Genomic DNA, 25101 nt, shown 5'->3' with positions numbered 1-25101 from the left:
CGTCTAGAGGGTCTCGACCTCGGTCACGGTCCTGCGGCCTGGCTCGTACTTGGGCTCCTCGCCCGTCAGGGTAGAGATCACGGTGATAGAGGGCCCGAGAAGGTCGATCGAGGGGATGCCCCTCTTGTCGAGCTCGCGACGGATGTCGCGGCGGAGGTTGCGGTCGACGATGGTGTGGAAGACCGCAAGGGGCAGGTCGGGGTCGACGTTTTTGTCAAGGTAGTCGCAGACCATGCTGACGCTGTGGACGTTTCCCAGCTGCTTGATCACGACGGCCTCCTCGCCAAACTGGGAGGCTGCCGCCTCGACGACGCCGGTCGCCGTCTTGCCGCGCGCGTCCGAGATGACAAACACTATGGGAGTGACCTCGGGAATCTCTTCTCCTGTCGTGACGTCCGTCATAGTTCCCTCCAAATCACCGGGGCCGTGGACCCAGCCCCGCCCGAGGGCCCCTTGGGCGGGGCCCGTGCCTACTTCCTCCTGGAGAGCGCCCCGATGTCTGCCACGCCACTGAATACGGAAGCGAACTTATTCAGCAGCCGCAGGCGGTTCTCCCTTAGCACAGTGTCCTCGTCCATGACGAGGACGTCATCAAAGAAATGGTCGATTGGTTCCTTCAGCTCGGCGAGGGCCCTGCACGCGCCGTCGAAGTCCCTCATCGACAACGACTTCTCCACATTTCCCGCACCCCGCTCGCAGGCATGCAGGAGCTCCCTTTCGGCCTGCCCCATGAGAGCCTCGTCGACCGTCGTGCCAAGGCGGGCATCGCCCAGGTGGGCTGCACGTGCGTATGCCGTGGCGAGGTCATCGAAGACCTCGGGCGCATCGGCACGGGCACCGTCGAGCGCGTGGGCGCGGTGGAGGAACTCGTCCGGGTCGATGACGCCGACGGAGGAGACGGCCTCGATGGTATCGGGAGAGACGCCGTCGTCCCTGGCGATGGTCGCAAGGCGCCCCGCAAAGAACAGGGCCACCTTCTCGGCAACGTCTCCGGCGTCGAAGGCGAGGCCCTGGCGCGCATAGGCGTCCAGTGCGGCCCCGATCAGGGGACGGAGGCTCAGCGTGGGCATGGCGCGCGCCATGGCGATGATGCCGATGGCGGCTCGGCGCTGTGCGAAGGGGTCGGACGAACCGGTCGGGGGCTCGTCTATCGCAAACATCCCGCAGATGGTGTCGAGCTTGTCGGCGATGGCGACCGCCTTGCCCACGACGCCCTCGGGAAGCGCGTCGCCGGCGAAGCGCGGACGGTAGTGCTCCCGGATGGCGCTGGCGACCTCGGCGGGTTCTCCAGCGGCCTTGGCATAGTAGCCGCCCATGACGCCCTGCTGGTTGGTGAACTCCACGACGGCCTGGCTCACGAGATCGGCCTTGGCGAGGTGTGCGGCACGCCTGGCCAGGCGAGCGACCTCCTCGCCCTGCCCTGCCCCACGGGCGACCTCAGCCGAAAGCGACTCCATACGCTCGACCTTCTGGCGCATCGTGCCGAGACGCTCCTGGAAGGTGACGCGGTCGAGCCTCTCGACAAAGTCGTCCAAGGGGACCTTGAGGTCCTCGTCATAGAAGAACTTGGCATCGTCGAGGCGGGCGCGTACGACGCGCTCGTTGCCGGCCACCACCGTGGGTGAAACCGCAGGGTCGGCGTTCGAGACGACCACGAACTCCCGCGTGAGGGCGCCGCTTGCGTCATAGATCGGGAAGTAGCGCTGGTTGGAGAGCATCGACTCGCAGATGATCTCGTGCGGCACGGCGAGGAACTCCTCATCGAACCTCCCCACGAGGAGCGTCGGCCACTCGCAGAGGTTCACGACCTCGTCGAGGACGCGACGCGGGGTGTCGACGTGTGCGCCCCCACGTTCCTCCTCGATGCGCGCGACGCCAGCGAGGATGGCCTCGCGGCGCTCGTCCTCGAGCATGACGCCTGCCGACCGAAGCGTCTCGCGATAGGCGGAGGGGTTGGCTATGGCATGTTCCCCCGCGCCGAGGACGCGGTGGCCACGCGTCGCGTTCGAGCTGGTGACGTCCGCGAAGGAGACGGGGATGACCTCGTCGCCCAGAAGCGCGCAGATCCAGCGAACGGGACGGACGAAGGTCGCGTGCTCGGATCCCCAGCGCTGGCTGCGATAGTTGGGCCATTCGAGCGAGGCTATGAGCCGTTTCGCCGCCGCGCTGAGGATGGGCTGTGCGGGGCGCGAGGGAATGCTCGTCTCGGCGAAGACATAGTCCTTGCCATCGCCGTCCCCGCGCACGACGAGCTGCTCCGCACCAAGGCCCATCTTCCGCGCGAAGCCCTGGGCCGCCTTGGTGGGCCTGCCCTCGGCGTCGAAGGCGATGCCCGTGGCAGGGCCACGCCTGACCTCGTGGACCTCTTCGGTCGCCATCGCGACGTCATGCACGAGCACGGAGAGACGGCGAGGCGTGGAGTGGCACTCGATGGCGCCGTGGGCAAGCCCCGCATCCGTGAGCGCGGATGCGGAAAGCCGGGCAAGTTGGGCCTGCGCGCTTGCGAGCGGTGCCGAGGGCATCTCCTCGCAGCCGACCTCGAGCAGGAAATCCTTGGTCTCTGCCATCTCAGGCCACCTCCCCTTCCCGGGCGTCGTCGGTCCCGTTGGCAACCTCGAGGAGGTAGGCCTCGCAACACGCCTTGGCCACGGTGCGGACGCGCAGGATGTAGTTCGCGCGCTCGGTGGCCGAGATGGCGCCGCGGGAGTCCAGGAGGTTGAAGGCGTGGGAGCACTTCATCACGCAGTCGTAGGCGGGTAGCGGCAGCCTGCGCTCGAGACAGCTGTGGCACTCGGCCTCGTACTCGTCGAACTTCTCCCGCATCAGCTCCACGTTTGCGACCTCGAAGTTGTAGGCGGAGAACTCGCGCTCGTTCTCGAGGAACACATCTCCGTAGGTCATGGGCGTTCCGTCGGGCAGATAGCTCCACACGATGTCGTAGACCGAGTCGACCCCCTGCGCGTACATGGCGATGCGCTCGAGCCCATAGGTGATCTCGACGGGGACGGGATCGACCTCGATGCCGCCGACCTGCTGGAAGTAGGTGTACTGGGTGACCTCCATGCCGTCCATCCAGACCTCCCAGCCAAGTCCCCAGGCACCGAGCGTGGGGCTCTCCCAGTCGTCCTCGACGAAGCGCACGTCATGCTCCTGGGGGTCGAGGCCGATCGCGGCAAGCGATCCCAGGTAGAGGTCCTGGGAGTCGGCGGGCGACGGCTTCAGGACGACCTGGAACTGGTAGTAGTGCTGCATGCGGTTGGGGTTCTCGCCGTAGCGCCCGTCGGCGGGACGACGGCAGGGCTGCGGGTAGCAGGTGCGCCAGGCGGCGGGGCCGAGCGAGCGCAGAAGCGTGGCCGTGTGGAAGGTGCCGGCGCCGACCTCGCTGTCATAGGGCTGCATGACGGTGCAGCCCCTGCCTGCCCAATAGCGCTCGAGCGTCAGGATCATGTCCTGGAAGGTTAGGGGGGTCTCGCTCATTTCCTTAGATCTTCTCCTCTTCGTCGGAACCTGCATGCCCAAGGTGACGGCCTAGAGCCGCCCCATGTCGGAGGGTGGCCAGAAGATGAAGGCGGCCCTCGATGTGACCTGGTCGACGCCCACCGCGCCAAAGTAGCGCGAGTCGAGCGAGTTGGTACGGTTGTCCCCCATCACCCAGACGCAGCCCTTCGGGACCGTATAGGGATAGCTGATGTCCTGCTCGAGGTTGGCCGCATGCTGGGTGAGCGCGTAGCTGGGCCTGCCGTCCACATAGCACTCGCTCTGTGCCACGCCATCCACATAGAGGGTGCCGTTACGCAGGTCGATGGTCTGGCCCTCGATGGCGATGACGCGCTTGATGAGGGTGGAGCCCGACCCGTCGGGGTCGTTGAAGGTCACCACGTCACCGACGGAGGGCCGACCCAGCCGGTAGGAGACCTTCTCCCCCACCAGGCGGTCCCCCTCATGGATCGTCTCGAGCATCGAGGCGGACGGAACGACATAGACCTCGGCCACGAAGGCGCGCACCATCAGGGCAAGAAGGACTCCCGCTGCAATCGTGAGGGTCCAGTCGACCCAAGCGGGCCGGACGCCCCGTGCCTCGTCGCTATCCGTCATCGTCTGCCCCTTTCCCCATGTCGCGGAGCCCCTGCGTGAAGCGTCGCTCCCCTTCCGTGAGCGAGGCGCCCTCGAGGAGGTCGGGCCTCCAGAGCGCCGTGCGCTCCACGGCGCTCTTGCGACGCCAGGCCGCGACGGCCGCGTGGTCGCCGGAGAGCAGGACGTCGGGCACGCCCATCCCACGATACTGCGCCGGACGCGTGTACTGCGCGTATTCCAGGAGGCCATCCGAGAAGGACTCGTCCCGGGCACTCATGTCGTCGCCCAGCGCGCCGGGCAGCAGGCGCACCACGGAGTCGATGACGACGAGCGCCGCCAGCTCCCCGCCTGTCAGGACGTAGTCCCCCAACGAGATGGTCTCGTCGGCAAGCCCGAAGACGCGCTCGTCCATTCCCTCGTAGCGCCCGCAGACGAGCAGGACGCGCTCCCTGTGGGACAGCCGCTCGGCGATGTCCTGGCGGTACGGGACGCCGCAGGGCGAGAAGAACACGACGTGGGGACGGGACCTGCCCCGCGACGAGATGTCATCGACGGCCTCGAAGAGGGGTCCGGGCTTCATGAGCATGCCCTGCCCGCCGCCGAAGGGGGCGTCGTCGACCGTGTTGTGGCGATCGTGCGTCCATTGCCTCAGGTCGTAGGCCTCAAAGTCGAGGATGCCCCGCTCCCGCGCACGCCCCATGATGGAGACGTCCAGGTAGGGGGCAAAGACCTGGGGAAACACCGACAGCGTCTCGAACCTCATGCCCACCTCTCCGTCGTCTCGACGAGGCCGTCGGGAACGCGCGTGCGAATGGGGGCGCCACCGTCCATGCCCAGGACCACGGAGTCGACGACGGGGACGAGGACCTCGCCGTAAGGACCATCCAGGACCCAGACGTCGTTGGCCGGCCCGACCAGGACCTCGGCGATGCGCCCGAGGTCCCCGTACCTCTCGTCCGCGACCGAGCGGCCGAGCAGGGCGCAGGCGTCATGGAGCTCGAAGCCATCCGGCAGGTCGTCCACACGGGCGAGCAGGGTCTTCCCCACCAGCCGCGACGCATCGCCCATCCCCCCGACGCCCGAGAGGCGAACGAGCTGGCCGCGCCCATCTCCGCTCGCGGAGGCCACCACCCTGAGGCGGTCGCCCTTGAGGGCGGGCGGGACGACGGCGACCTTGAGCGCGGGGCGCAGCAGAGGGGGAAGGCCGTGAACGGGAACCGTCACGACCTCCCCCCTCTTGCCGTGGGTCTTCACCACACGGGCTATGGCTCTGTAGTTGGCACGCACCAGCTGCCTATCCCAGGACCTCGACCTCGACCGAGGTGCCCACGCGCGAACCGAGGGCACGGGCGAGCGTGCGGATGGCCTTGATCGTGCGGCCCCTTCTGCCGATGACGCGTCCCGCGTCCTCCTCGGCGCAACTGACCTCGATGAGCGCGGAACCATCGCTGTCAGTCACGTCGAGGGAGACGGCGTCCTCGTCCGTGACGAGGCCGCAGACGATGTACTCCACGAGGTCGGCGACCTTGTCGGAGGCAAGCTCCTCGCAGGCCTGGCCAGGGGAGCTGGGAACGTCAGTGATCTGCCCGGACACGGCGGCTACTCCGCGTCCTCTGCCCCAGCGGCCGCCTCGGCCTCGGCGGCAGCCCTGGCAGCGGCCTTCTTGGAGGGCTTCTGCTTCTTCTCGGGTGCGGGCGCGTCAGAGCGAGCGACGTCGATCAGGTGGGCGACGGCATTGGAGGGCTGGGCGCCCCTGGCGATCCACTCGTCGATCTTCTCGAGGTCGAGGTCGATGACCTTGGGGGTGGTCAGCGGGTTGTAACGACCGACGAGCTCGATGTATCGACCGTCGCGCGGCATGCGGCCATCGGCGACGACGACGCGGTAGTATGGACGCTTCTTTGCGCCGTGACGGGCGAGACGAATCTTAACTGCCAAGGTAAAACTCCTTCAGACGCGCGACGCCGTGGACATGGGTTGGTGCGTCGCATTGCCACATAAAGCGGTTCTCTATGATACGACACCGTCACCTGGGCACACGGTGTCGATTTTGTGAACCTTCAGGCACCCTTCCTCCCCGTTTCGGCCGGGATGCGGTGGTCGTTCAGAGCAAATTCAGTCTGCGGGGTAAACTCAGGTTCAGTTAGCCAAGGCACAACCTGGAGGTACCCATGAACATCCTGGTGGTCGAGGACGAGCGCAACCTCGCCGATGCCATCGTCCGCATCCTTTCCGACGCAGACTATAACGCCGAGGCCGTCTATGACGGGAAGTCCGGCCTCACCGCCTGCGAGAGCGGGCTCTACGACGCCGTTATCATGGACGGGATGCTGCCGGGCATGGACGGCATCGAGGTCGTCCGCCGGCTGCGGCGCGAGAACAACTCCATCCCCGTTCTCATGCTCACCGCACGCACCTCGACGAGCGACAAGGTCGAGGGGCTGGATGCCGGCGCGGACGACTACATGACCAAGCCCTTCGAGTCCCCCGAGCTTCTCGCTCGCCTGAGGGCGCTCACCAGGCGCCAGGGAGACGTCGTCATCGACGAGGTGAGCTTCGCTGACCTGACGCTCGACCTGGCCACGCACGACCTCTCCTGCGATGGGCATACGGTGCATCTCTCAGGCAAGGAGTTCGAGGTCCTCAGGATGCTCATGAGCTCTACGGCCCGTGTCATCTCGAAGCAGGACCTGCTCACGCGCGTATGGGGTACCGACGGAGAGGCGTCGGAAAACTCCGTCGAGGCCTACATCTCGTTCCTGCGCAAGAAGATCAGCCACGTCCACTCCACGGTCCAGATCACCACGCTACGGATGCTTGGCTACCGCTTGGAACAGTTCGCCAACGATGACAAGTAGCGCGGGCGCCCTACGATGCTGGGGAGGCTCAAACGCAAGTTCATCCTCATCATCATGACTCTCGTGGGCTGCGTCCTCGTGAGCACCCTTGGCATGTCGCTCTGTCTGACCTACGCGACGCAGCAGCAGTTGATACGGGAGTCGCTGCGCCGCAGCATCGAGGGCGACATCAACTCGGTGCCTACGATCGGGACGCAGATGCAGGAGGATGGGGAGAGGCATGCGAACATGCTCGCCGCCGTCGTGGAGGTCAACGGCGACGGCGTCGTGTTCGAGACGAGCGATGCGCCGGTCGTCATCAACCCTGACACGCTCGGCGAGGTCATCGCAAGTGCCACAACCAGCTCGAGCGACAGCGGCAGCATGCCCAAGCTGCACGTGTCATGGATGAGCAGGCGCATCGCCGGTGGGTGGCGCGTCGCGATCGTCGACACCTCCGCTGCGGACCAGTCGTTCTCCAACATGGTGCTGCGCTTCGCCGAGATCATCGTGCTGGGCCTCCTGGCCATGCTCGCCATCTCCTGGTTCTTGGCGGGCTGGGCGCTCAGGCCGGTCTCTCAGGCCTGGGACCGCCAGCGCGCCTTCGTCGCCGACGCCTCCCACGAACTCAAGACGCCCCTCTCCGTCATCATGGCGAACACGGAGATCCTCCTGAGGGACAGGGACATACCCACGCGGAGCATGCGCTGGGTGGAGAGCACGCGCGAGGAGTCCGACCACATGAGGGGTCTCGTGAACGACCTCCTCCAGCTGGCGCGCACCGACGAGACCATCTCGGGTGCGGCGGGAGCCATGCAGCACGATGACGTGGACCTCTCCGACCTCGTGGACGAGTCGGCCCTCGAGTTCGACGCGATCGCCTTCGAGCGCTCCTGCGCCATCAGCTCGACCATCGAGGAGAACGTCCACGTCACGGGGGACCGGGAGTGGCTCGAACGGCTCGTGCGCATCCTGATGGATAACGCCTGCAAGTACGCAGGCGCGAACACCATCGTGCTCGTGGCCCTCTCCCAGCACGGGAGGGCGGCGCACCTCAGCGTCACGAACATGGGGACGCCCATTGACCCCGAGGACCTGCCGCACCTCTTCGACCGCTTCTACCGCAGCGACAAGGCCCGCGCACGCACAAGCCAGGCGTCGGGCTTCGGACTGGGGCTCGCCATCGCCAAGGGCATCGTCGAGGCACATGGCGGCGGCATCTCCGTAAAGAGCGACCAGGTGGAGGGCACGACCTTCTCCGTCACGATCCCCATCGCCTGACATGGGACGGGAGCACGACACGAGGGGGGACGGGATCCCCTGGGAGGGCAGGGCGATCGCCCTGCTGGATCTCGATGCGTTCTTCGCGTCCGTCGAGCAGCTCGACCACCCTGCATGGCGAGGGAGGCCCGTGATCGTGGGTGGCTCCGCGGACAAGCGAGGAGTGGTCTCGACCGCATCCTATGAGGCGCGGCGCTACGGCGTGCATTCGGCCATGCCCTCCTACCAGGCCCAAAGGCTCTGCCCCGATGCCATCTGGACGCGTGGCCACTTCAGGCGCTACCATGAGCTCTCGCAACAGGTCATGTCCCTCGTCACGGACGAGACGCCCCTCGTCCAGAGGGTCTCCATCGACGAGGCGTTCTTCGACGTGAGTCCGGGGCGCTTCTCGCGCGAGAGCCCCATCGCCATATGCCGCCGCATACAGGAACGCGTCAGCGGGCTGGGCATCACCTGCTCCATCGGCCTCTCGACCAGTAAGACCGTCGCGAAGATCGCCTCGGAGCGCCAGAAGCCGCGCGGCATGACGATCGTGTTGCCGGGCACGGAGGCGGAGTTCCTCTCCACCCTGCCAACGCGGTCCATGAGCGGCATCGGCAAGGCGACCGCCTCCAAGCTCGAGTCCATGGGGATACACACGCTTGGCCAGCTTGCCACCCAGGACCCCGTCATGATGAGACGCGCATTCGGAAGCCTTGGCCCAACCATGGTCCTGCGCGCGGCGGGGCTCGAGACAAGCGCTGTGACGCCCGCAGACGCCCCCGATGACGTGAAATCCGTCTCGAGCGAGCGTACCTTCGCCCGCGACCTGACGGGACGCGACGAGCTGGAGGCGGCGGTGCGCCATGTCAGCGAACTCGTGGGCGCACGTCTGCGTCGCAGGGGTCTCAAGGGGTCTCAGGTGACGCTCAAGCTCAAGTTTGACTACGAGCACGCCCACACCATGCAGCGGCAACTGGGCGAGGCAAGCGATGACGAGCATGTCTTTGGGGCCGTGGCGGTCGGGCTGCTGGACGCGCTGTGGGACGGGGCGACGGGAGTGCGCCTTGTCGGCGTTGCCGTCAGCGACTTCGGCGGGGTCCGTCCGCGGCAGCTCTCGCTCTCGCTGGACGTCGGGAGTGTGGGAGACGGCCGCACCCCAGTTGGGCGGCGCGGCGCGTCGGCGCTCAGGGAACTCTCCGTCACAGCCGACGCCGTGCGCGAGCGCTTTGGGAAGGAGGCTCTGAGCTATGGGCGCGACCTGCGACTGGGCGAGGACGAGTCGGACACCGTGCCCATGAGCGGGCCTGACTCCTGAGCTCGGACCACCACCTGCGATGGACGCGACTAGGACAAGTCGACGCGCGGGGCATCGCCCCAGAGGTTCTCCAGGCGGAAGTACTCGCGCGCCTCGGGCCTAAAGACGTGCACGACCACGGCTCCATAGTCCATGAGGACCCAGCCCGTCTGGGCTCTCCCCTCGATGGAGAGGGGCTTCTCCCCACAGTTGGCACCCACCTTCTCGCAGATGGCGTCTACGGTGGCGTCCATCTGAGGGGCGTTTGCGGCAGTGCAGATGAGAAAGTAGTCACAGACATCCGACGCCTCGCAGAGATCAATCAGGACGAGATCGGTGGCTTTCTTGTCGTCTGCGGCGACTGCCGCGGCCTTCGCGAGCTCCAAGGGGGTCACTGCCATGTTCAGAGGTTTCCTTTCAAGTCGGTCGGACCCGGTGCCCTCCTGAGGGCGAGGGCGTTGTAGATCTCGAGCGTCCCGGGATAGAGGTAGCGGTTCGTCTCGAGCACGTAGACGATGCCTCCCACGAAGGATCTCCAGAACAGCTCTCCGAGGGAGGCGACTCCCACCAGCTCGCGGACTTCCCGGATGCCCTTGGCATCGCCGCGCAGCGGCTCTATGCCGTCGGCGACAAAGAGCACCTGGTCCAGGGGCGCCATCTCCACCGCAGCCATGGTATGCCTCTCGATGGCGGCAAACACGGGTTCTGGAAGCTCCGGATAGGAGGACCTCAGGCGACGGGCGGCCGTGAGCCCATGGAGCAGGGGAATCACCAGGGACATATCGACGCCGAGGTCTATGCCCATGGCATGGGCATCCGCCTTGAGCTCCTCGGTGGTGAGGGCCTTGTCCCAATCATGGAGTATGCCAGCCACGCGCGCCTGGAACGCGTCGACGCCATAGAGGAGGGCCATCTCCTCGGCCGTGTGTGCCACCGAGAGAGAGTGCGCGAGACGCTGTGGCCTGGCGGACATGCGCTCCCCCAAATCATGCTCCAGGCGCCCGATCGTCGCGGCCTGTTCCTCCGTATAGTCGGCCATCCGGTCCATGCCCGCTCCCCTCACATGCTGTATCGGTTTGGCCTCACGCCATAGAGCTTGTGCTTGTGGATGTAGCCAGTGACCGCATCGGGCGTGAGGTAGCGAAGGCTCTGGCCACGCGACACGCGCCCCCTGAGATAGCTCGACGATATTGCGAGCGCGGGGACTTCCAGGTAGACCACGTCGAAGTCATAGGACGAGGCATCGATGGCCGCCTTGGCGCGGGCGAGGTCATAGCCCGGGCGCGTGGCGCCGACGAGCGTGGCGAGCCGACCCAACCGCTCGGCATGGCGCCAGGAGACGATCTCGGCTATGGCGTCGGCTCCGGTGATGAAGTACAGCTCGACGTTGCCGGGATAGAGCGCCCGGAGAAGCTCGAGCGTGTCTGCCGTGTAGGTGATGCCCGGCCGATCGACCTCGAAGCGGCTGGCGACGAAGTGCGGGTTGTCCGCAGTCGCGAGGAGCGTCATCGCGTAGCGATCCTCCCCTGCCGTGACGAGGACGTCTCGCTTGAAGGCCGGACGTCCCGCAGGCATGAACACGACGACATCGAGACCCAGATCATCGAAGGCCTGCTCGGCGGTGACGAGATGGCCGTTATGGATGGGGTCGAAGGTGCCGCCCATGATGCCCAGACGATACGTGCGCGAGGCGTCCTGCCCCAGTCGGGGCAGGTCGTCGTGTGGCGTCACGGGTTCCTCCGTGCGGAGGGGCTCGTCATCGGCGATGTCCATCGGTACCTCCTAGAAGACGAGGAGCTCGTCACGGTGGATGGCGACGGCGCCGTCCTTCTCAGGCATGAAGCGGGCTATCACGTCGAGCTTGAGGCCGTGGACCCGTACCATCTCCTCGCTTGAGTAGCGCGTGATCCCACGACCGACCAGCACGCCGTCGGGGGCCATGACGTTCACAACGTCACCGGCCGCATAGTCGCCCTCGACGCGCGTGACGCCCACGGGCAGAACGGAGGCCCCTCGAGAGGCCACCGCGGTGCAGGCCCCCTCATCGAGCCATATCGTGCCATGCGGAACCTCGGCAAGCCCGATCCAGAGCTTGCGGGCACTCTCGGGCGCGCTTCCGTCCGAGGGCTCGAAGCGCGTTCCCACGCCCTCACCGTGTGCGGCCTCAAGCAGGGACCCTGCCCTTCGGCCCCGACAGATGACGGTGGGTATGCCGGCGGAGAGTGCCGCGCGGGCAGCACGGACCTTCGCGGCCATGCCGCCGGTCCCAACGGCAGAACCCGCCCCCGTCGCCATGGCCGCAACCTCGGGCGTGATGGCCTCGACGCGCGACACGAGGCGCGCCTCGGGGTCGCTCTGGGGGTTTGCCGTGTAGAGCCCGTCGACGTCAGAGAGGATGACGTAGAGGTCCGCGTTGATGAGAGTCGCCACGATGGCACCCAAGGTGTCGTTATCCCCGAAGGCAAACTCGGCGACGGACACGGTGTCGTTCTCGTTCACGACCGGAACGGCACCCAGGCTCAGCAGCCGACCGAGAGTGTTGCGTGCGTTGAGGTATCCCTTGCGATCGACGAGGTCCCTGCGGGTGAGCAGGACCTGGCCGCAGGGGATGTGGTAGGCACTCAGGATGTCGGCGTAGACCTCCGTGAGAGCCGCCTGCCCGGCCGAGGCGCACGCCTGGAGCCCCGGCATGTCGAGGGGCCGCACATCCATGCCCAGACGTTCCATGCCAGCGGCGACGGCACCGGACGACACGACGGCGACGCCGTGCCCCTCGCCCCGCAGCTGCGCCACCTGGGCGCAGAGGCCAGCGATGAAGTCCCTGTCGGGAGAGCCCTGGGCATCCACCAGGGTGGAGGAACCGACCTTGACGACGATGATGCCGGGCGCATCGAAAATCTCGCCCATGGGGCTAGTCACCCTCCACGTAGAAGGCGTCAGACGGCAACTCATCCAGGTCATCGGGGCCGACCTGTCCGTCGTCTCTGCCGTCGCCTTCGAAGGTGAAGGCATACCCGAGGATCCTCACCTCGTCACCCACCTTGCAGCCAGCCTTGACGAGCTTGTCGTCGAGGCCGATCTTGTCGAAGCGATGTTGCAGGTAGATGACGGCCTCGTCGTTCTCCCAATCCGTCTGGACGACCATGCGCTCGACGGCCCCGCCCCCCACGCGCCAGATGCCCGTGGACTCCATGCGGATGTTCACTGCGCGGTCGCGCTGCTGGCGCCTGCGCTCGGCCAGCGCGCTCATGTCGATATCGTCTTCCGGGGTGTCGAGGGCGAGGGAACGGCGTAGGGCCGCGACCTCGAGGGCGCAACGTGTCGTAAGTTCCGCGAGGCCCATGCCCGTCGCGGCGGACACGGCGAAGAAGGGACGTGCGTCCCTCTCGGCCACCGCACGGAGGCGCTCGATGGAACCCCCGGTCCCCGGCATGTCGCACTTGTTCGCGACCACGATCTGCGGTCGATCGGCAAGCTCGGACGCATAGGCCTTGAGCTCGGCATTGATTGCCTCATAGTCCTCTATGGCGTCACGCTGCTCATACCCGCCCGTCATGTCGACCACGTGCAGGATGAGGGCGGTGCGCTCGATGTGGCGCAGGAACTCGTGGCCAAGGCCCCTGCCCTCGCTGGCACCCTCGATGAGGCCCGGGACGTCCGCAACGACAAACGATGCGCCCGTCCTCGAGCGGACCATGCCGAGGTTGGGCGCCAATGTCGTGAAGGGGTAGTCGGCGATCTTGGGGCGCGCGGCGGAGAGGCGCGCAATGAGCGAACTCTTGCCCACGGACGGCATGCCGACGAGGGCGGCGTCCGCCATGAGCTTCATCTCGAGCTCGATCCAGTGCTCGCGGGCGGGCTCCCCCTTCTCTGCGAAGGCGGGGGCGCGACGAACTGAGGTGACGAAGTGGATGTTGCCCCGGCCACCCATCCCTCCCGGCGCGACGACGACGCGCTGGCCCGCATGCGTGAGGTCGGCTATATCGAAGGCCGGCTCCATCGTCTCGGGATCGAGCTCGCGCACGACGGTTCCGAGCGGCACACGCAGCACCAGGTCCTTCCCGTCGCTGCCATGACGACGCGCACCACGGCCATGAGTGGCACGCTCCGCCCTGAAATGGTGCTTGAAGCGGTAGTCGATGAGCGAGGAGAGCTGGGGGTCCGCCTCGAGGATGACGCTTCCGCCGTTGCCGCCGTCACCGCCGTCCGGTCCGCCCTTGGGGACGAAGGCCTCGCGGCGAAACGACATGCACCCCGCACCTCCGTCGCCACCCTTGACGTTGATCCTGCATAGGTCAGTGAAAGTGTTCGTAGGCACGATTCCTCCTTGGATGTCATGACATGGTACGGCATCCGGGCCCACATCGTCGAGTGCGGCGGGAAGGGAGGTGGGGCCTAGGGTAGGGGTCGCGCTCCCCTGTCGCCCTGCCCCGCCATCTCCTCCACGGCCGATACGAGGTCGCGTACCTCGGTGATGCCCGCAAAGGCAGGTGACACGTCCCTGCCTAGGGCAGACGAGAGTTGCGAAACCTGTGGGGCGTCAATGGATGCGCGCCCGAGCAGGTTGTCGTCGGCAAAGATGGCACGTGGGTCCCCGTCCGCGAGCTGCCGCCCCTGGGCCATGACCATGAGACGCGTCGCGAAGTCGGAGACGACCTCCATGTCATGGCACACCATGACGACGGCGCAGCCGCGCTCGCGGGCGGCGTTCACGGCGTCCATGACGACCATGCATTCCCGGTAGTCAAGGCCGCAGGTGGGCTCGTCGAGGATGAGCAGCCGGGGATTGGTCACGACGACCGAGGCCAAGGCGACGATCTGCCTCTGCCCACGGGAGAGCGAGAAGGGATCGGCATTCGACGGCAGCCCGAAGTGCTCCACCGTGTCACGCGCACGCTCGAGAGCGGCCTCGCTGCCCACACCAAGCAACTGCAGGCTGAAGGCAACTTCCTCGACTACCGTGTTCTTGCAGATCTGATGGTCGGGATTCTGGAAGAGGGTGGAGACGTAGCGCGCGACCTGGCTCGTGCGTGCCGTCGACGTGTCAAGCCCGGCCACGCGAACCGTTCCTGACGACGGCTTCAGAAGTCCGCTCATGAGCTTGGTGAGGGTGGTCTTGCCGGCGCCGTTCTGCCCGACGATGCCCAAAAGCTCGCCAGGGTGGACCTCGAAGCTTATGTGGTCGACGGAGGCAGCCCCGGGACCATACGAGAAGCTCACGTCCTCGAAGCTCAAGATGGGAGCGTCGGCGGTGGTCGTGGCGTCGCACGCGCCCTCGGCGCCCGTGCCCCTCCGGGAGGCGCCCGCCGTAGTTGCAACGACTTTCCCACATCCAACGACGGAGGAGATGAGGTCCCTTGCCTCTTCGACGGTCAGGCAGACATGGCCATCCCTCACGAGGCCGCGCTCGAGAAGCTTGTTGGACACGCGTGTGACGCGCGGGCTGTCCACCCCGAGGGCACGCAACGAACGGGACTGGGCAAAGACCTCGCGGGGGGTGCCGATGTGGGCGATGGAGCCCTCGGACATCACGGCCACGCGCCTACAGTACTCCGACAGGAGGGCAACCTTCTGCTCGATCACGACGACCGTGATCCCCTCCTCCTCGTTGAGCCTGCGCAGCGTGTCGAAGACCGCCCTGGATGACGCCGGATCAAGAGCCGCCGTCGGCTCGTCGAGGACCATGACCTCGGGCCTGAGCGCAAGAATGGCGGCAATGGCGACCTTCTGCTGCTGCCCGCCTGAAAGCGTGTCGATGTCACGGGTGCGCAGGGGGGCAATGCCGGTTGCCTCGAGGGCGGCCTCGATGCGGGAGGGGATCTCGTCATGGGGGACGCCAAAGTTCTCGAGACCATAGAGCATCTCGTCCTCGACGTTGGAGGCGACCATCTGTGCGTCTATATCCTGCAGGACGCTGCCCACATGACGACAGACATCCGTGAGCGCGACCTCACGGCTGTCCTGACCGCATAGGACAGCGCGACCCGAGAAGGTCCCGCTGTAGTGATGTGGTATGGCCGAGCTCAACACGGCCGCGAGTGTCGTCTTCCCCGCGCCGGACGGGCCGATAACGCCAAGGAAGTCGCCACGCCCTACGATGAGGTCGATGTCGTGGAGTGCGTCCCCTTCGGATGGGTCGTAGCGGAAGGACACGCCCTCGAGCCTCGCCACGGGACCCGAGAAGCCGGGCCTGATGATGCGGCTGGTGGTGCCCTCGGACATGATGTGCTCCTTTGCTTCCCCGTGCGTATGCGACGGGGGTACGAGACGGGCCATGACGGTTCCTCAACCCGTAACAAAGAAGCCTCCGGACTAGGTCCGGAGGCTCAGGCGTACGATGGGGGCTGTCTACGCGGTGCGCACGTGCACGTAGTGCTTGGCGCCCCTCACGAACTCGACAGTACCGTCGGCGAGCGCAAACAGCGTGTCATCCTTGCCACGCCCGACGTTCTCGCCCGGAGTGATGTGCGTGCCGCGCTGACGGACGATGATCTGGCCTGCCCTCACCGCCTGGCCACCAAAGATCTTGGTGCCAAGGCGTTGTGCGTTGGAGTCGCGGCCATTGCGAGAGGAGCCGAGGCCTTTCTTGTGAGCCATTTCTTACCTGCCTATCTACTCAGATTGAAAACTCAGGCTATTCCGCAGGGGCATCCTCGGTGGAAGCCGTCTTGGCAGCGGCGGACCTGGTGGTCGGCATGTTGGACACCTGGAGCCTGGTGAGGTTCTGGCGATGGCCCCTCGTGCGGTGGTAGCGCTTGCGCTTCTTGAACTTGAAGACGGTGACCTTCTCGCCCTTGAACTGGTCGACGACCTCGCAGGTAACCTTCTTCTTGGAGAGGGCGTCAGCGTCAACGACGGTCTTCTTGCCGTCGTTCAGCAGAATAACGTCAAGCTTGACCTTGTCGCCAGGCTGCACGTCGAGCTTCTCGACATCAATGATGTCGCCCTTGGCAACCTTATACTGCTTGCCACCAGTGGTAACGATTGCGTACATGTGTTAGCCCTTCATTACTGGTTCTAGTGCAACAGCAAGATATCTTACTAGCGCTCGTTTTCCCCGTCAACAGAAACGCCGCGTCCACAAGCAGTTCACGCCTTGCAAAGGATATCTGCGCATCCCGTCCGGCCACACGGCGAGAGCGGATCCGCGAGATGTCCATCTCCCCTCTCGTGCCACTGTCTCATGCGGCGGACCTGTGGAGGCTCGATGAGGCGGCACGGGTCCTCGCGCGGCAACCTCATCTGCCCCCGTCCTTCCCCAGGTCTATGTACGCCGGGGCATCCCCGTGGGCGTTGCGCCGGGCGCTCGTGCCAAGATGGGGCAGGAGCGCTTGGGGCGTGGTGGTCGTACGGGGGGAGGGGGTCCCCTGCCCGCGCACGCGGCCTTTGGGCAGCCATTGACGCAGAGAGGCCACCGGGTCCGGGGAGTCGGGGTCGAGACGGGCGGCGAGCGCCCCGCCGGTTGTCACCGTACCAAAGTAGCCGATGCCGCCCTTGATCGCCCAACCCAGGGCCGGCGCCAACCCCACTAGCGTGCGGGCGAGCTGACGGTACACGAAGCCCGCTCCCAGCACGGCCCCAAGTTCCGCAAGGCGCTCGACGCAGAGGGGCCTTCCAAACGCCGCGGCCATGTCCAACGCAAGCCTTGTCTGGTTCGCGCACATGATGGGCAGGTCGGCCCCGGGGATGAGAGTTATGGCGCCAACTGCGGCGTTCTGTGCGGCACAGGAGTGTACGAGCTCGCCCACCTTCGCTTTCCGGCAGAAGGGGAAGTTGGCGGCGAAGGCGAGGCCCTTCTCACCCACCGCGCCCACAACCCAAGACCCCAGCTTGTCCATGAGGGCCTGTCTGCTCGTGGCGGCAATCACGGACACCAGCGCCGAGACGGCCGAGGGGATCGACTCGTCGCGCACGTCCAGGGCAGACTCCGCCACGATCGACACGGGAACGCCGCATCGTGCGACACGCACGGCCTCCTCCGTTGCCCCTGCGGCGTCGGCGGCCGCTACGATCACGGCCACATCCCACGCGGAGCCGGCATCCGGGAAGGAGCCCAGGGCACGAACGCAGACGACGGAACTCGCGAGCTCGGGCGTGAAGGCGTCCCTCACCGCAAGCGCGTGCGAACGCACGGCATCGGGGGCGACCAGCACCAGTACCCTGATCTCGGCCGAACGTCTGCGCTCGGCCTCGCGGCCGGCGCTCAGCATGTCTGCGACGTCCCCAACGGAGACCTTGGTCCTTCGAGCCATCAGCACTCCCCCATCGGAAGGTTCACCGACATCATCCTACCCCGCGCCCGGATGCCTGTCAGCCTGCCTTCACGATGTGATGCCACACGGACTGGACCATGCCCACCGAAGTCAGCTGCGTGACCATCGAGGAGGAACCGAAGCTCACAAAGGGCAGCGGGATGCCCGTGATCGGCATGATGCCAATGCACATGCCCACATTCTGGAGCAGCTGGAAGGACCACATGGTGGCGCAGCCGGCGAGGACCAGCTTCCCAAAGGGGGACTCAACGCGCTGGGCCAAAAGTATGGTCGAGAGGATCATCGTGGCGAAGAGTCCCAGCAGCACGACGGACCCGACGAAGCCGAACTCCTCGGCGAGCAGGGCAAAGACGAAGTCCGTATGTGCCTCGGGAAGAAAGCCGCCCGCTGCCTGCGTGGCGTTGCCAAAACCCTTGCCAAGCAGGCCACCCGAGCCAACGGCGATCTTCGCCTGCTGGAGGTTGTAGCCGTCGCCCGAAGGGTCGACGGAGGGGTCCACAAAGACAATGAGGCGATTGAGCTGGTAGGTCTTGAGCAGATGGGGAAGGCCCTCCGTCATGGAGGTGGCGACGACGATGGCTGCGAGCGCGACGATGCCGGCGATGGTCGCGATGACCCAGGTGCGCTTGGCGCCCGAGCAGATGATGATGGAGGCTCCCGTCACGAGCACGATGAGGCCGGTGCCAAGGTCGGGTTGGGTGAGGATGAGCACGAAGGGTACGACGAGGATTCCGCAGAGCTTGAGGTAGTCGCGCAGGGAGTCGATGCGCCCGTTGTACTCAGCGCCGAGCGAGGCCATGAGGAAGATGGTCACGAGCTTGGCGAGCTCCGAGGGCTGGAAGCGCAGGCCGACGAGGGGAATCTTGACCCAACCGGTCATACCCATGGCCGAGACGCCGAACCCCGGGACGCTGGGAAGCAGCATAAGCACGACATCAGCGACGAGCAGGGCCGTCGACATGTTTGCGAGGGCGCGGTAGTCATAGCGATACATGCCCCAGGCACAGACGAGGCCGATCGCAATGCCCGCGAGCTGACGCACGAACGACGCCTCGGCGATCGTGAGCGACGCGGTGTATATGACGACGGCACCGAAGGCGACTATGAGCAGCGCGGCAAGTAGCTGGGGGAGGTAGAAGGGGCCGTTCAGTCGCGATCTGCTGCGCGTGGCACGGTCGCCCGAGACTCGCTTGCCGAAGCTGCCGATGGCCCCACGCAGCGTACCGATGACACCTTGGGCCCCCTGGGGTGCCGCAACCCGTTGTGGCATAGCCTCCCCCTCCCCTATTGCACGCCGGATGTGTCGACGGCGGTCGAGTCATCCGGTTCGTTGTAGATGGCGCCAAGGATGTCGCGCACCACATACATGGCGCCTTCGGAGCCATAGCCGCCGTTCTCGATGACGGAGGCGACGACATACTTGGGATCGTCTGACGGGGCGTAGGCGATGAACCAGCCCGTAGGGTCCTTCTTTGGGGTCTCGGCCGTGCCCGTCTTGCCGGCAACCCTCACCGACAGGTTCGTGAAGTGGGATGCCTGGGCCTCGGACTCCTCGTAGATGACACCTGTGAGACCCGCATGGACGAGGTCCAGATGGCTTGGCTCGATGTCAATCTGACGGAGGACCTCGCACTTGTAGTCTATGACCGAGCCGCCGCCGACGTTGGACTTGACGGACTTGAGGACGTGCGGGCGCCAGGTGGTCCCTCCGGTCGCCAGACCCGCATAGGCACAGAGCATCTGGAGCGGGGTCACGAGGAGGTCTCCCTGGCCGATGGCGAGGTTGGTGCTGTCACCACCCTGCCACGAGCGTGCGGAGTCATCGGAGGAGGTGTAGTAGTTCCACTTCCATTCCGCGTCGGGAACGCGCCCGACGGACTCGGAGGGCAGGTCGACCCCCTCGGCGCTGCCCAGACCCCAGGCGCGGTAGGTCTCCTGGAGGCCCTCCTTGCTATCGGAGTAGTAGAAGCCCTTGCCGACCTCGTAGAAGACCACGTCACATGAGTAGGTGATGCCCGTCTGGAGCGTCATCCAGCCGTGGCCGCTATGGTTCCAGCAGTATTGCCCATAGTCCTTGCCGAAGCCCGTCCAGTAGCCCGTGCAGTCGTAGCCTGAATCCGCACCGGCGATGCCGTAGTCGAGGGCGGCCAGGGTGGAAAGGGGCTTGATGGTCGATGCGGATGGGTACTGCCCAGCAACGGCGCGGTTCATGAGGGGGTTCGCGCCCTCCTCGGACGAGAGCTCGTCCCAGTCGTCTGTCGAGATGCCCCCCACGAACACGTTGGGATAGAAGGTCGGCGCGCTTGCCATCGCCAGGATCTCCCCGTTGGTGACGTCCATCGCGATCGCACAGCCACCCTTGCACTCCGTCTTGCCGGCACCGTAGAGGGTCTTGATCCTGCCCTGGAGCGACTCCTCCGCCGCCTTCTGGATGTTGGCATCGAGCGTCAGGACTATGTCCGAGCCACTCTGGGCATCGACGCTGCCCGTGTGGCTCAAAACGTTTCCGTCTGCGTCGACATAGACGGTCTGCTCGCCCTTGATGCCCTGCAGGACGCTCTCGTACTGGTACTCGACGCCCGCCTGGCCGACTATGTCACCCGACTCGTAGCGGATGGCGCCCTCGACGTCCGAGCCGCCCGTCGAGCCGAGCTGGTCCGAGGAGACCGTGCCCGTATAGCCCAGGACGTGTGCCGCGACGTTGCCCAGCGGATAATGACGTTGGGCCTTCTCGGCCACCGAGACGCCCGCAAAGAGGTAGGAGCGCTCGTTGATATAGGCCACGACCCGACGGGACACGTCCACGGCGACGGTCCTGAGGCTCTGCGCCCCCTCGGAGGCGTCCTCGATCTTGCGCCTGACCGCCATCTCCGGCATTCCGATGAGGTTTCCCAGCAGCTTGCATTCGATCTCGTTGTCAGCGACGCTGGCCTCCGCCATGACCGAGAGGCTCGCACGGTTGCCCACGAGCTCGACACCGTTGCGGTCGAGTATGCGTCCGCGCGGTGCCGCGAGGGAGATGGTGCGGGTGCGGTTGGACTCCGCCTGCGCGCTGTAGGAGTCAGAGGAGACCAGCTGCATCGTCCAGAGCTTGACGAGAAGGGTGGCGATGATCGACCCGGAGAAGACTCCCAGCCCATTGAGTCGTGACTTGAAGCCGCTCTCGCTGGAGGTGTCCGATCCGCCCGCGGCACGCGGCACGGCGCCACCGATGTCGAAGGTGAAGCGCGCCTCGCCACGGCCGACGAGGAAGAAGACGGCGACGAGGGCGACGAGTATCACCGCCAGCACGATTATGACCACGACTATGGGATTCACGGAACCCCCTAGCGTTTGCCCAAGCTGTACCTGCCGCCACCATGCCTCGAGCGGAGCGAGGTGGCTCCGCCGCCAAGCTGCAGTCCAGACCCATGCGAGTGCGAAAGGAGGTAGGCGGCGGGGAGGTAGGCGGCGGCCGTGAGGGCGAAGGTCGGGAGAGCCCGCAGCACGAAGGCATCCACAAGCGAGCCGGCCTGCCCAAAGAGGAGCATCACCAGGTGATAGACGAGGATTGTGGCAAACGTGGAGATGAGATAGACCACAAGCGCCCCCGACGAGTCGTCCGAGAGGCGGTTCCTATTCTCGATGCCGAGCACGAAGGAGGAGATGGTGAGGAGAAGTGCCATGAGGCCAATCGGGCCCGTCGAGCAGAGGTCAAAGACCAGGCCAGAAAGAAAGCCGCAAAGGACGCCCGTGGGCCCACCGTAGCTGAGTGCCACGATGCCTGCGAACACGATGGCGAAGTTGATGTGACCGTTGGCAACGGCGATGTTGGGGGCAAGGGCGAGTTGCAGGACAAGGCATGCAAGCCCCATCCAGCCTATGTCCCTGCGGTTCTTGCCCGAATCATTGACTCGCATGCACGCCTCCCCTACTCGCTTGTGCCTGCGTCGCCCTCGGAGGACTCCTCCGACGGGGTCGCATCGGACGACGAAGGGGCGGAACCACCGACGATGGAGGAGGTCTCCTGCGCGTCCGCCGCAGCGATGTCGTCGGAGGTCGCCTCCTGCCCCTCCGTCAGCGAAGTGATGACGAGCACCTCCTCGAAGCCCTCCGTGCTCGATAGGGGGCTCACGTCGATGTCATAGTACAGCGCGCCGGCAGCCTTGTTGACACTGATGACCTTACCGAGCGGCAGCCCCTTCGGGAAGATGCCGCCGAGGCCGCTGGTGACGACGGTGTCTCCCACGTCTACCGTCTGGTCGGTGCCGATGAGCGTTAGGTGCAGCGTGCCATCGGCGGAACCCTTGAGGACGCCCTGCGCCCTGCTTGACTGCACCATGGCCGAGACGCCGGAGTTCTCGTCCGTGATGAGGCGCACGACGGAGGAGGTCGTCCCGCATTCGATGATCTGGCCGATGGCACCGCTTGAGTCCGTTACGGGCATGCCGACGGAGAGCCCCGCGCTCGAGCCCTTGTCAAGGGTGACCGTATCGGTCCACGAGTCGCTGGAGCCCGAGATGATGCGCGCCGCCGTGGACTGGAGGCTGTAGGTGCTCTGCAAGGCGAGGAGGTCCTGTAGCCTCGCGGCGGTCTGCTCGGCCTCCTCGAGCTCCGTGTTGCGTGCCGTCAGGCGCTCATTCTCCTGCCTGAGCTCCGAGAGCGTCTGCTGGTCGGCGGTGAGGTTGGCGAAGACGTTGCCAAGGCCCTGAAAGGGCACGGAGGCGGCGGCGCCCACGTAGCGCACGGGCATGGTGACCGTAGAGAACGCGCCGCGCATGCTCGTGAAGAAGCCCGAGCCACTCTCCCGCGCACTCAGGGTGAACATGACGAGCGAGAGGGCGACACAGGCCACCAGCAGGCGCACGCCCGAGTCCGAGTCGCTTTTCCTGATGCTGGCGCGCGACGTGCCGCCACGGAGCGAAGGCATGGGGGGCACGGCCTAGCTCGCGCTCTGTTGGACGAAGCCGCCGGAGAGGGCATTGGCCTCGAGGACGCGCGCGCAGCCGTTCACCACGTTCTCGAGGGCCGTGGGGCTCACGTTCACGGGCACGCCCGTCTCCTCGCGCAGGCGCTGGTCGAGCCCACGCAGAAGCCCGCCACCCCCCGTAAGGAGGATGCCGTAGTACATGAGGTCGCTGGCAAGGTCGGGTGGCGTGACGTCTAGGGCGTCCTTGACCGTCTTGGTGACCTCGTCGAGCGGCTTGTCGAGGGCCCGGCGAATCTCCTCGCTCTCGATGCGGACCGTCTTGGGCAGGCCGCTCATCACGTCACGGCCATTCACCTCGACGTCAAGCTCCTCGGCAAGGGGCGCCGCGGAGCCGACCTTGATCTTGATGTCCTCAGCCGTGCGCTCGCCAATGGAGAGGCTGTAGGCATCGCGAACATGCTCGAGGATGGTCTGGTCAAACTCGTCGCCTGCCGTGCGAATCGACTGGGAGACGACGATGCCACCCATGGCAATAACGGCGACTTCGGTGGTGCCGCCCCCGATGTCGACGACCATGGAACCAGTGGGGTCCTCGATGGGCAGGTCGGCACCAATGGCGGCGGCCATGGGCTCCTCGATCAGGAAGGCCTGGCGAGCGCCGGCAGCGATGGTTGCCTCGAAGACGGCACGCTTCTCGACGGAAGTGACCCCGGAGGGGACGCACACGACGACGCGGGGGCGTGGGCTCCAGGGGTAACGCCTCGTGCCTCGCGCCTTCTCGATGAAGTAGCGCAGCATGACCTCGGTGACGTCGAAGTCGGCGATGACGCCGTCCTTGAGGGGGCGCTCCGCGATGATGGAGCCGGGCGTGCGTCCGATCATCCTCTTTGCGTCTGCACCGACGGCAAGGACGCGGTCCTCGCTCTTGTCGATGGCGACGACGGAGGGTTCGTTCAGGATGATGCCCTGGCCCCGGGCGGCCACGAGGGTGTTGGCCGTGCCAAGGTCGATGGCGAGGTCGCCGTCATATTCTCCGAAGAGCGAGTCGAGGATCGACATATCTTCCTATCCCAATCAGTGGCCTGGCCGCACGGAAGGGCGGGCGCGTGCTAGTTGCCGGAAATGGTGCCAGTGGTGGAACCGTTCGAGCCCGAGGCGTCGGAGGACGCGAACTGGGCGCTGACGGAGCTGACCTTCCAGCCGATTCCGTCCCGCACGAGTTCGATCTGGTAGGCCTGCTTTCCGCCTGACGGGAGCGTAGCCGTGGCAAGGACGGTCGAGCTGGTCATGGAGCGGTCGACGCCATCGATGGAGACGCTTGTCGTGCTGGTGGGGAGCAGCGACTCGATCGCCGAGCGGTCGTCTGCGGAGACGGAGTCGGCCAGCAGCGACGCCACGTCGCCGCCAGACGTGTTGGCCTTGAAGAGCTCGGTGACGACGGCGTCCTGCATCGGCCAGCCATAGCCCTGCCAGTAGGCCCAGAACCCGCCACCGGCGAGGGCGACGACGAGGAGCAGGAGCACGACGAAGACCTTGAGGCCCGTGTGCCTGTGCTTGCGACGGACCTTGCGGTCGCGCCTGTCCTGCCTGATGAGATCCTGCTCGTTGACCGAAAAGAAGCCCGTGTCCTCCGGGGAGGGCATGAACTCGCCAGAGGTGCCCATCGGATCGAGGGGGTCATAGCTACCGGTCCCATAGCCCGCCGCGGCAAGGAGGGCATCGGTCTCGGACGGGCCGCCGCCCGTGATAGCCGAGACCGCGCGCTGGGCGGCGTCGTAGGCCGCCTGGGCCTCGGGACGAAGCTGGTAGCTGCCGTCTGCGGTTGCATGGCCAAACGCGTCGACGGCCTCGGTCATGCGGTTGGCGGCGACGTAGGCCAGTCCGAGGTCGCCATAGACCGCATTCTGGTCCTGGAGCGGGGTCGAGAAGTCGAGGGCGGTGCGATACGCCTCCACCGCATCGACGGCACGACCCATCTGCATGAAGCATCCGCCGAGACTCCTCAGGGCCGAGGCGGGATCCGGGTTGCTCTCGTCGATGGCGGCGCTGCGGTAGGCGACGCCGGCCTCGCGCACGTTGCCGATGCGCATGAAGGCGTTGCCGAGTGCGACCTGGGCCTTGTATGGCGTCGTGTAGGTCTCATCCTTGGTCGCCATGGTCAGGGAGGCAATCGCCTCCTGGGGCCTGCCTGCCGCCAAGAGCGCGCGGCCACGGTTACAGGCCAGGGCACCAGAATGCCCGTAGGAGGGATCCCTCAGTGCATCGCCGTAGGAGGCCGCTGCCTCACCGTAGCGGCCAAGCTTCATGAGGCAGTTTCCCAGGAGGTGGTCGACCGCACCCGAGACCTCCCCGGGACCCTTTGCCTGGGAGAGCTGGGACACGGCGACGGAGAGGTCGCCTCGCTGGTACGCCGCCTTGCCAGCGTCAAAAGCCTGCTGATTCACAATGACT

General features: G+C 66.1%; 26 protein-coding genes. 3 read left to right on the top strand and 23 right to left on the bottom strand.

The annotated features are described in order from the left end of the window. Window positions 1-3: 3 nt before the first annotated feature. From OLSU_RS04400 to rpsP, 8 genes are all read right to left on the bottom strand, one after another. The gene (locus tag OLSU_RS04400; RefSeq protein WP_013251746.1) at window positions 4-402 is read right to left on the bottom strand and encodes a kinase/pyrophosphorylase; all 399 of its coding nucleotides are present in this window, start codon (window positions 400-402) and stop codon (window positions 4-6) included. Between the two features lie 68 nt (window positions 403-470). Then, the gene (gene glyS / locus OLSU_RS04395; protein WP_013251745.1) at window positions 471-2567 is read right to left on the bottom strand and encodes a glycine--tRNA ligase subunit beta; all 2097 of its coding nucleotides are present in this window, start codon (window positions 2565-2567) and stop codon (window positions 471-473) included. 1 nt (window position 2568) lies between these two features. After that, complete coding sequence (locus OLSU_RS04390; RefSeq protein WP_013251744.1) at window positions 2569-3477, bottom strand: glycine--tRNA ligase subunit alpha; 909 nt, start codon at window positions 3475-3477, stop codon at window positions 2569-2571. Between the two features lie 51 nt (window positions 3478-3528). Beyond that, window positions 3529-4095, bottom strand: a complete 567-nt coding sequence (gene lepB / locus OLSU_RS04385) for a signal peptidase I (RefSeq protein WP_013251743.1) — start codon at window positions 4093-4095, stop codon at window positions 3529-3531. After that, window positions 4085-4837 carry a tRNA (guanosine(37)-N1)-methyltransferase TrmD gene (gene trmD, locus OLSU_RS04380; RefSeq protein ID WP_013251742.1) on the bottom strand — a complete coding sequence of 251 codons (753 nt, stop codon included), beginning with the start codon at window positions 4835-4837 and terminating at the stop codon, window positions 4085-4087. Before trmD ends, lepB begins: the two co-directional genes overlap by 11 nt. Next, on the bottom strand, window positions 4834-5361 hold the full coding sequence (locus tag OLSU_RS04375; protein ID WP_013251741.1) for a ribosome maturation factor RimM: 528 nt from the start codon (window positions 5359-5361) through the stop codon (window positions 4834-4836). The genes trmD and OLSU_RS04375 overlap by 4 nt, the downstream gene beginning before the upstream one ends. Before the next feature lie 7 nt (window positions 5362-5368). Continuing rightward, window positions 5369-5668, bottom strand: coding sequence for a KH domain-containing protein (locus OLSU_RS04370; protein WP_013251740.1), 300 nt, complete (start codon window positions 5666-5668; stop codon window positions 5369-5371). Between the two features lie 5 nt (window positions 5669-5673). Continuing rightward, entirely contained in the window at window positions 5674-6012 is a 339-nt protein-coding gene (gene rpsP / locus OLSU_RS04365) for a 30S ribosomal protein S16 (protein ID WP_013251739.1), read from the bottom strand. Between the two features lie 233 nt (window positions 6013-6245). On the opposite strand from rpsP, the gene OLSU_RS04360 reads away from it, so the two are divergent. From OLSU_RS04360 to dinB, 3 genes are read left to right on the top strand one after another with little or no spacing between them, the layout of a single operon-like run. Next, the gene (locus OLSU_RS04360; protein WP_013251738.1) at window positions 6246-6932 is read left to right on the top strand and encodes a response regulator transcription factor; all 687 of its coding nucleotides are present in this window, start codon (window positions 6246-6248) and stop codon (window positions 6930-6932) included. 15 nt (window positions 6933-6947) lie between these two features. Next, window positions 6948-8192 (top strand): sensor histidine kinase, encoded by a 1245-nt coding sequence (locus OLSU_RS04355; RefSeq protein WP_013251737.1) that lies wholly within the window; start codon window positions 6948-6950, stop codon window positions 8190-8192. Between the two features lies 1 nt (window position 8193). Continuing rightward, entirely contained in the window at window positions 8194-9489 is a 1296-nt protein-coding gene (gene dinB, locus OLSU_RS04350) for a DNA polymerase IV (protein ID WP_013251736.1), read from the top strand. Window positions 9490-9518: 29 nt separating this feature from the next. On the opposite strand, the gene rsfS is transcribed toward dinB, so the two are convergent. From rsfS to OLSU_RS04275, 15 genes are all read right to left on the bottom strand, one after another. After that, window positions 9519-9869 carry a ribosome silencing factor gene (gene rsfS / locus OLSU_RS04345; protein ID WP_013251735.1) on the bottom strand — a complete coding sequence of 117 codons (351 nt, stop codon included), beginning with the start codon at window positions 9867-9869 and terminating at the stop codon, window positions 9519-9521. Window positions 9870-9871: 2 nt separating this feature from the next. Continuing rightward, window positions 9872-10516 (bottom strand): bis(5'-nucleosyl)-tetraphosphatase (symmetrical) YqeK, encoded by a 645-nt coding sequence (gene yqeK, locus OLSU_RS04340; RefSeq protein WP_013251734.1) that lies wholly within the window; start codon window positions 10514-10516, stop codon window positions 9872-9874. A gap of 11 nt (window positions 10517-10527) precedes the next feature. Next, window positions 10528-11241 carry a nicotinate-nucleotide adenylyltransferase gene (gene nadD / locus OLSU_RS04335; RefSeq protein WP_013251733.1) on the bottom strand — a complete coding sequence of 238 codons (714 nt, stop codon included), beginning with the start codon at window positions 11239-11241 and terminating at the stop codon, window positions 10528-10530. Between the two features lie 9 nt (window positions 11242-11250). Beyond that, complete coding sequence (gene proB, locus OLSU_RS04330) at window positions 11251-12375, bottom strand: glutamate 5-kinase (RefSeq protein WP_013251732.1); 1125 nt, start codon at window positions 12373-12375, stop codon at window positions 11251-11253. A gap of 4 nt (window positions 12376-12379) precedes the next feature. Next, window positions 12380-13786, bottom strand: coding sequence for a GTPase ObgE (gene obgE / locus OLSU_RS04325; RefSeq protein ID WP_013251731.1), 1407 nt, complete (start codon window positions 13784-13786; stop codon window positions 12380-12382). A 77-nt stretch (window positions 13787-13863) separates the two neighbouring features. Next, complete coding sequence (locus OLSU_RS04320; protein WP_013251730.1) at window positions 13864-15690, bottom strand: ABC transporter ATP-binding protein; 1827 nt, start codon at window positions 15688-15690, stop codon at window positions 13864-13866. 126 nt (window positions 15691-15816) lie between these two features. Next, complete coding sequence (rpmA, locus tag OLSU_RS04315; protein WP_013251729.1) at window positions 15817-16065, bottom strand: 50S ribosomal protein L27; 249 nt, start codon at window positions 16063-16065, stop codon at window positions 15817-15819. A gap of 37 nt (window positions 16066-16102) precedes the next feature. Then, a complete protein-coding gene (gene rplU / locus OLSU_RS04310; RefSeq protein WP_013251728.1) occupies window positions 16103-16462 on the bottom strand; it encodes a 50S ribosomal protein L21 in 360 nt (119 codons plus the stop codon). Between the two features lie 244 nt (window positions 16463-16706). Then, on the bottom strand, window positions 16707-17720 hold the full coding sequence (locus tag OLSU_RS04305) for a hypothetical protein (protein ID WP_013251727.1): 1014 nt from the start codon (window positions 17718-17720) through the stop codon (window positions 16707-16709). Between the two features lie 58 nt (window positions 17721-17778). Continuing rightward, window positions 17779-19011: an FtsW/RodA/SpoVE family cell cycle protein gene (locus OLSU_RS04300; protein WP_013251726.1), complete on the bottom strand. Its 1233-nt coding sequence runs from the start codon at window positions 19009-19011 to the stop codon at window positions 17779-17781. Between the two features lie 14 nt (window positions 19012-19025). Continuing rightward, entirely contained in the window at window positions 19026-21059 is a 2034-nt protein-coding gene (gene mrdA, locus OLSU_RS04295; protein WP_013251725.1) for a penicillin-binding protein 2, read from the bottom strand. Between the two features lie 8 nt (window positions 21060-21067). After that, complete coding sequence (mreD, locus tag OLSU_RS04290) at window positions 21068-21640, bottom strand: rod shape-determining protein MreD (protein WP_013251724.1); 573 nt, start codon at window positions 21638-21640, stop codon at window positions 21068-21070. A gap of 11 nt (window positions 21641-21651) precedes the next feature. After that, window positions 21652-22650 carry a rod shape-determining protein MreC gene (gene mreC / locus OLSU_RS04285; RefSeq protein ID WP_041548892.1) on the bottom strand — a complete coding sequence of 333 codons (999 nt, stop codon included), beginning with the start codon at window positions 22648-22650 and terminating at the stop codon, window positions 21652-21654. 12 nt (window positions 22651-22662) lie between these two features. Further along, window positions 22663-23709, bottom strand: a complete 1047-nt coding sequence (gene mreB, locus OLSU_RS04280; RefSeq protein ID WP_013251722.1) for a rod shape-determining protein — start codon at window positions 23707-23709, stop codon at window positions 22663-22665. A gap of 50 nt (window positions 23710-23759) precedes the next feature. After that, entirely contained in the window at window positions 23760-25094 is a 1335-nt protein-coding gene (locus OLSU_RS04275; RefSeq protein ID WP_013251721.1) for a tetratricopeptide repeat protein, read from the bottom strand. Between the last annotated feature and the right edge of the window lie 7 nt (window positions 25095-25101).

Source organism: Olsenella uli DSM 7084 (assembly GCF_000143845.1).
GTDB classification, from domain to species: domain Bacteria; phylum Actinomycetota; class Coriobacteriia; order Coriobacteriales; family Atopobiaceae; genus Olsenella; species Olsenella uli.
This window is presented reverse-complemented; position numbering and strand designations above follow the sequence as displayed.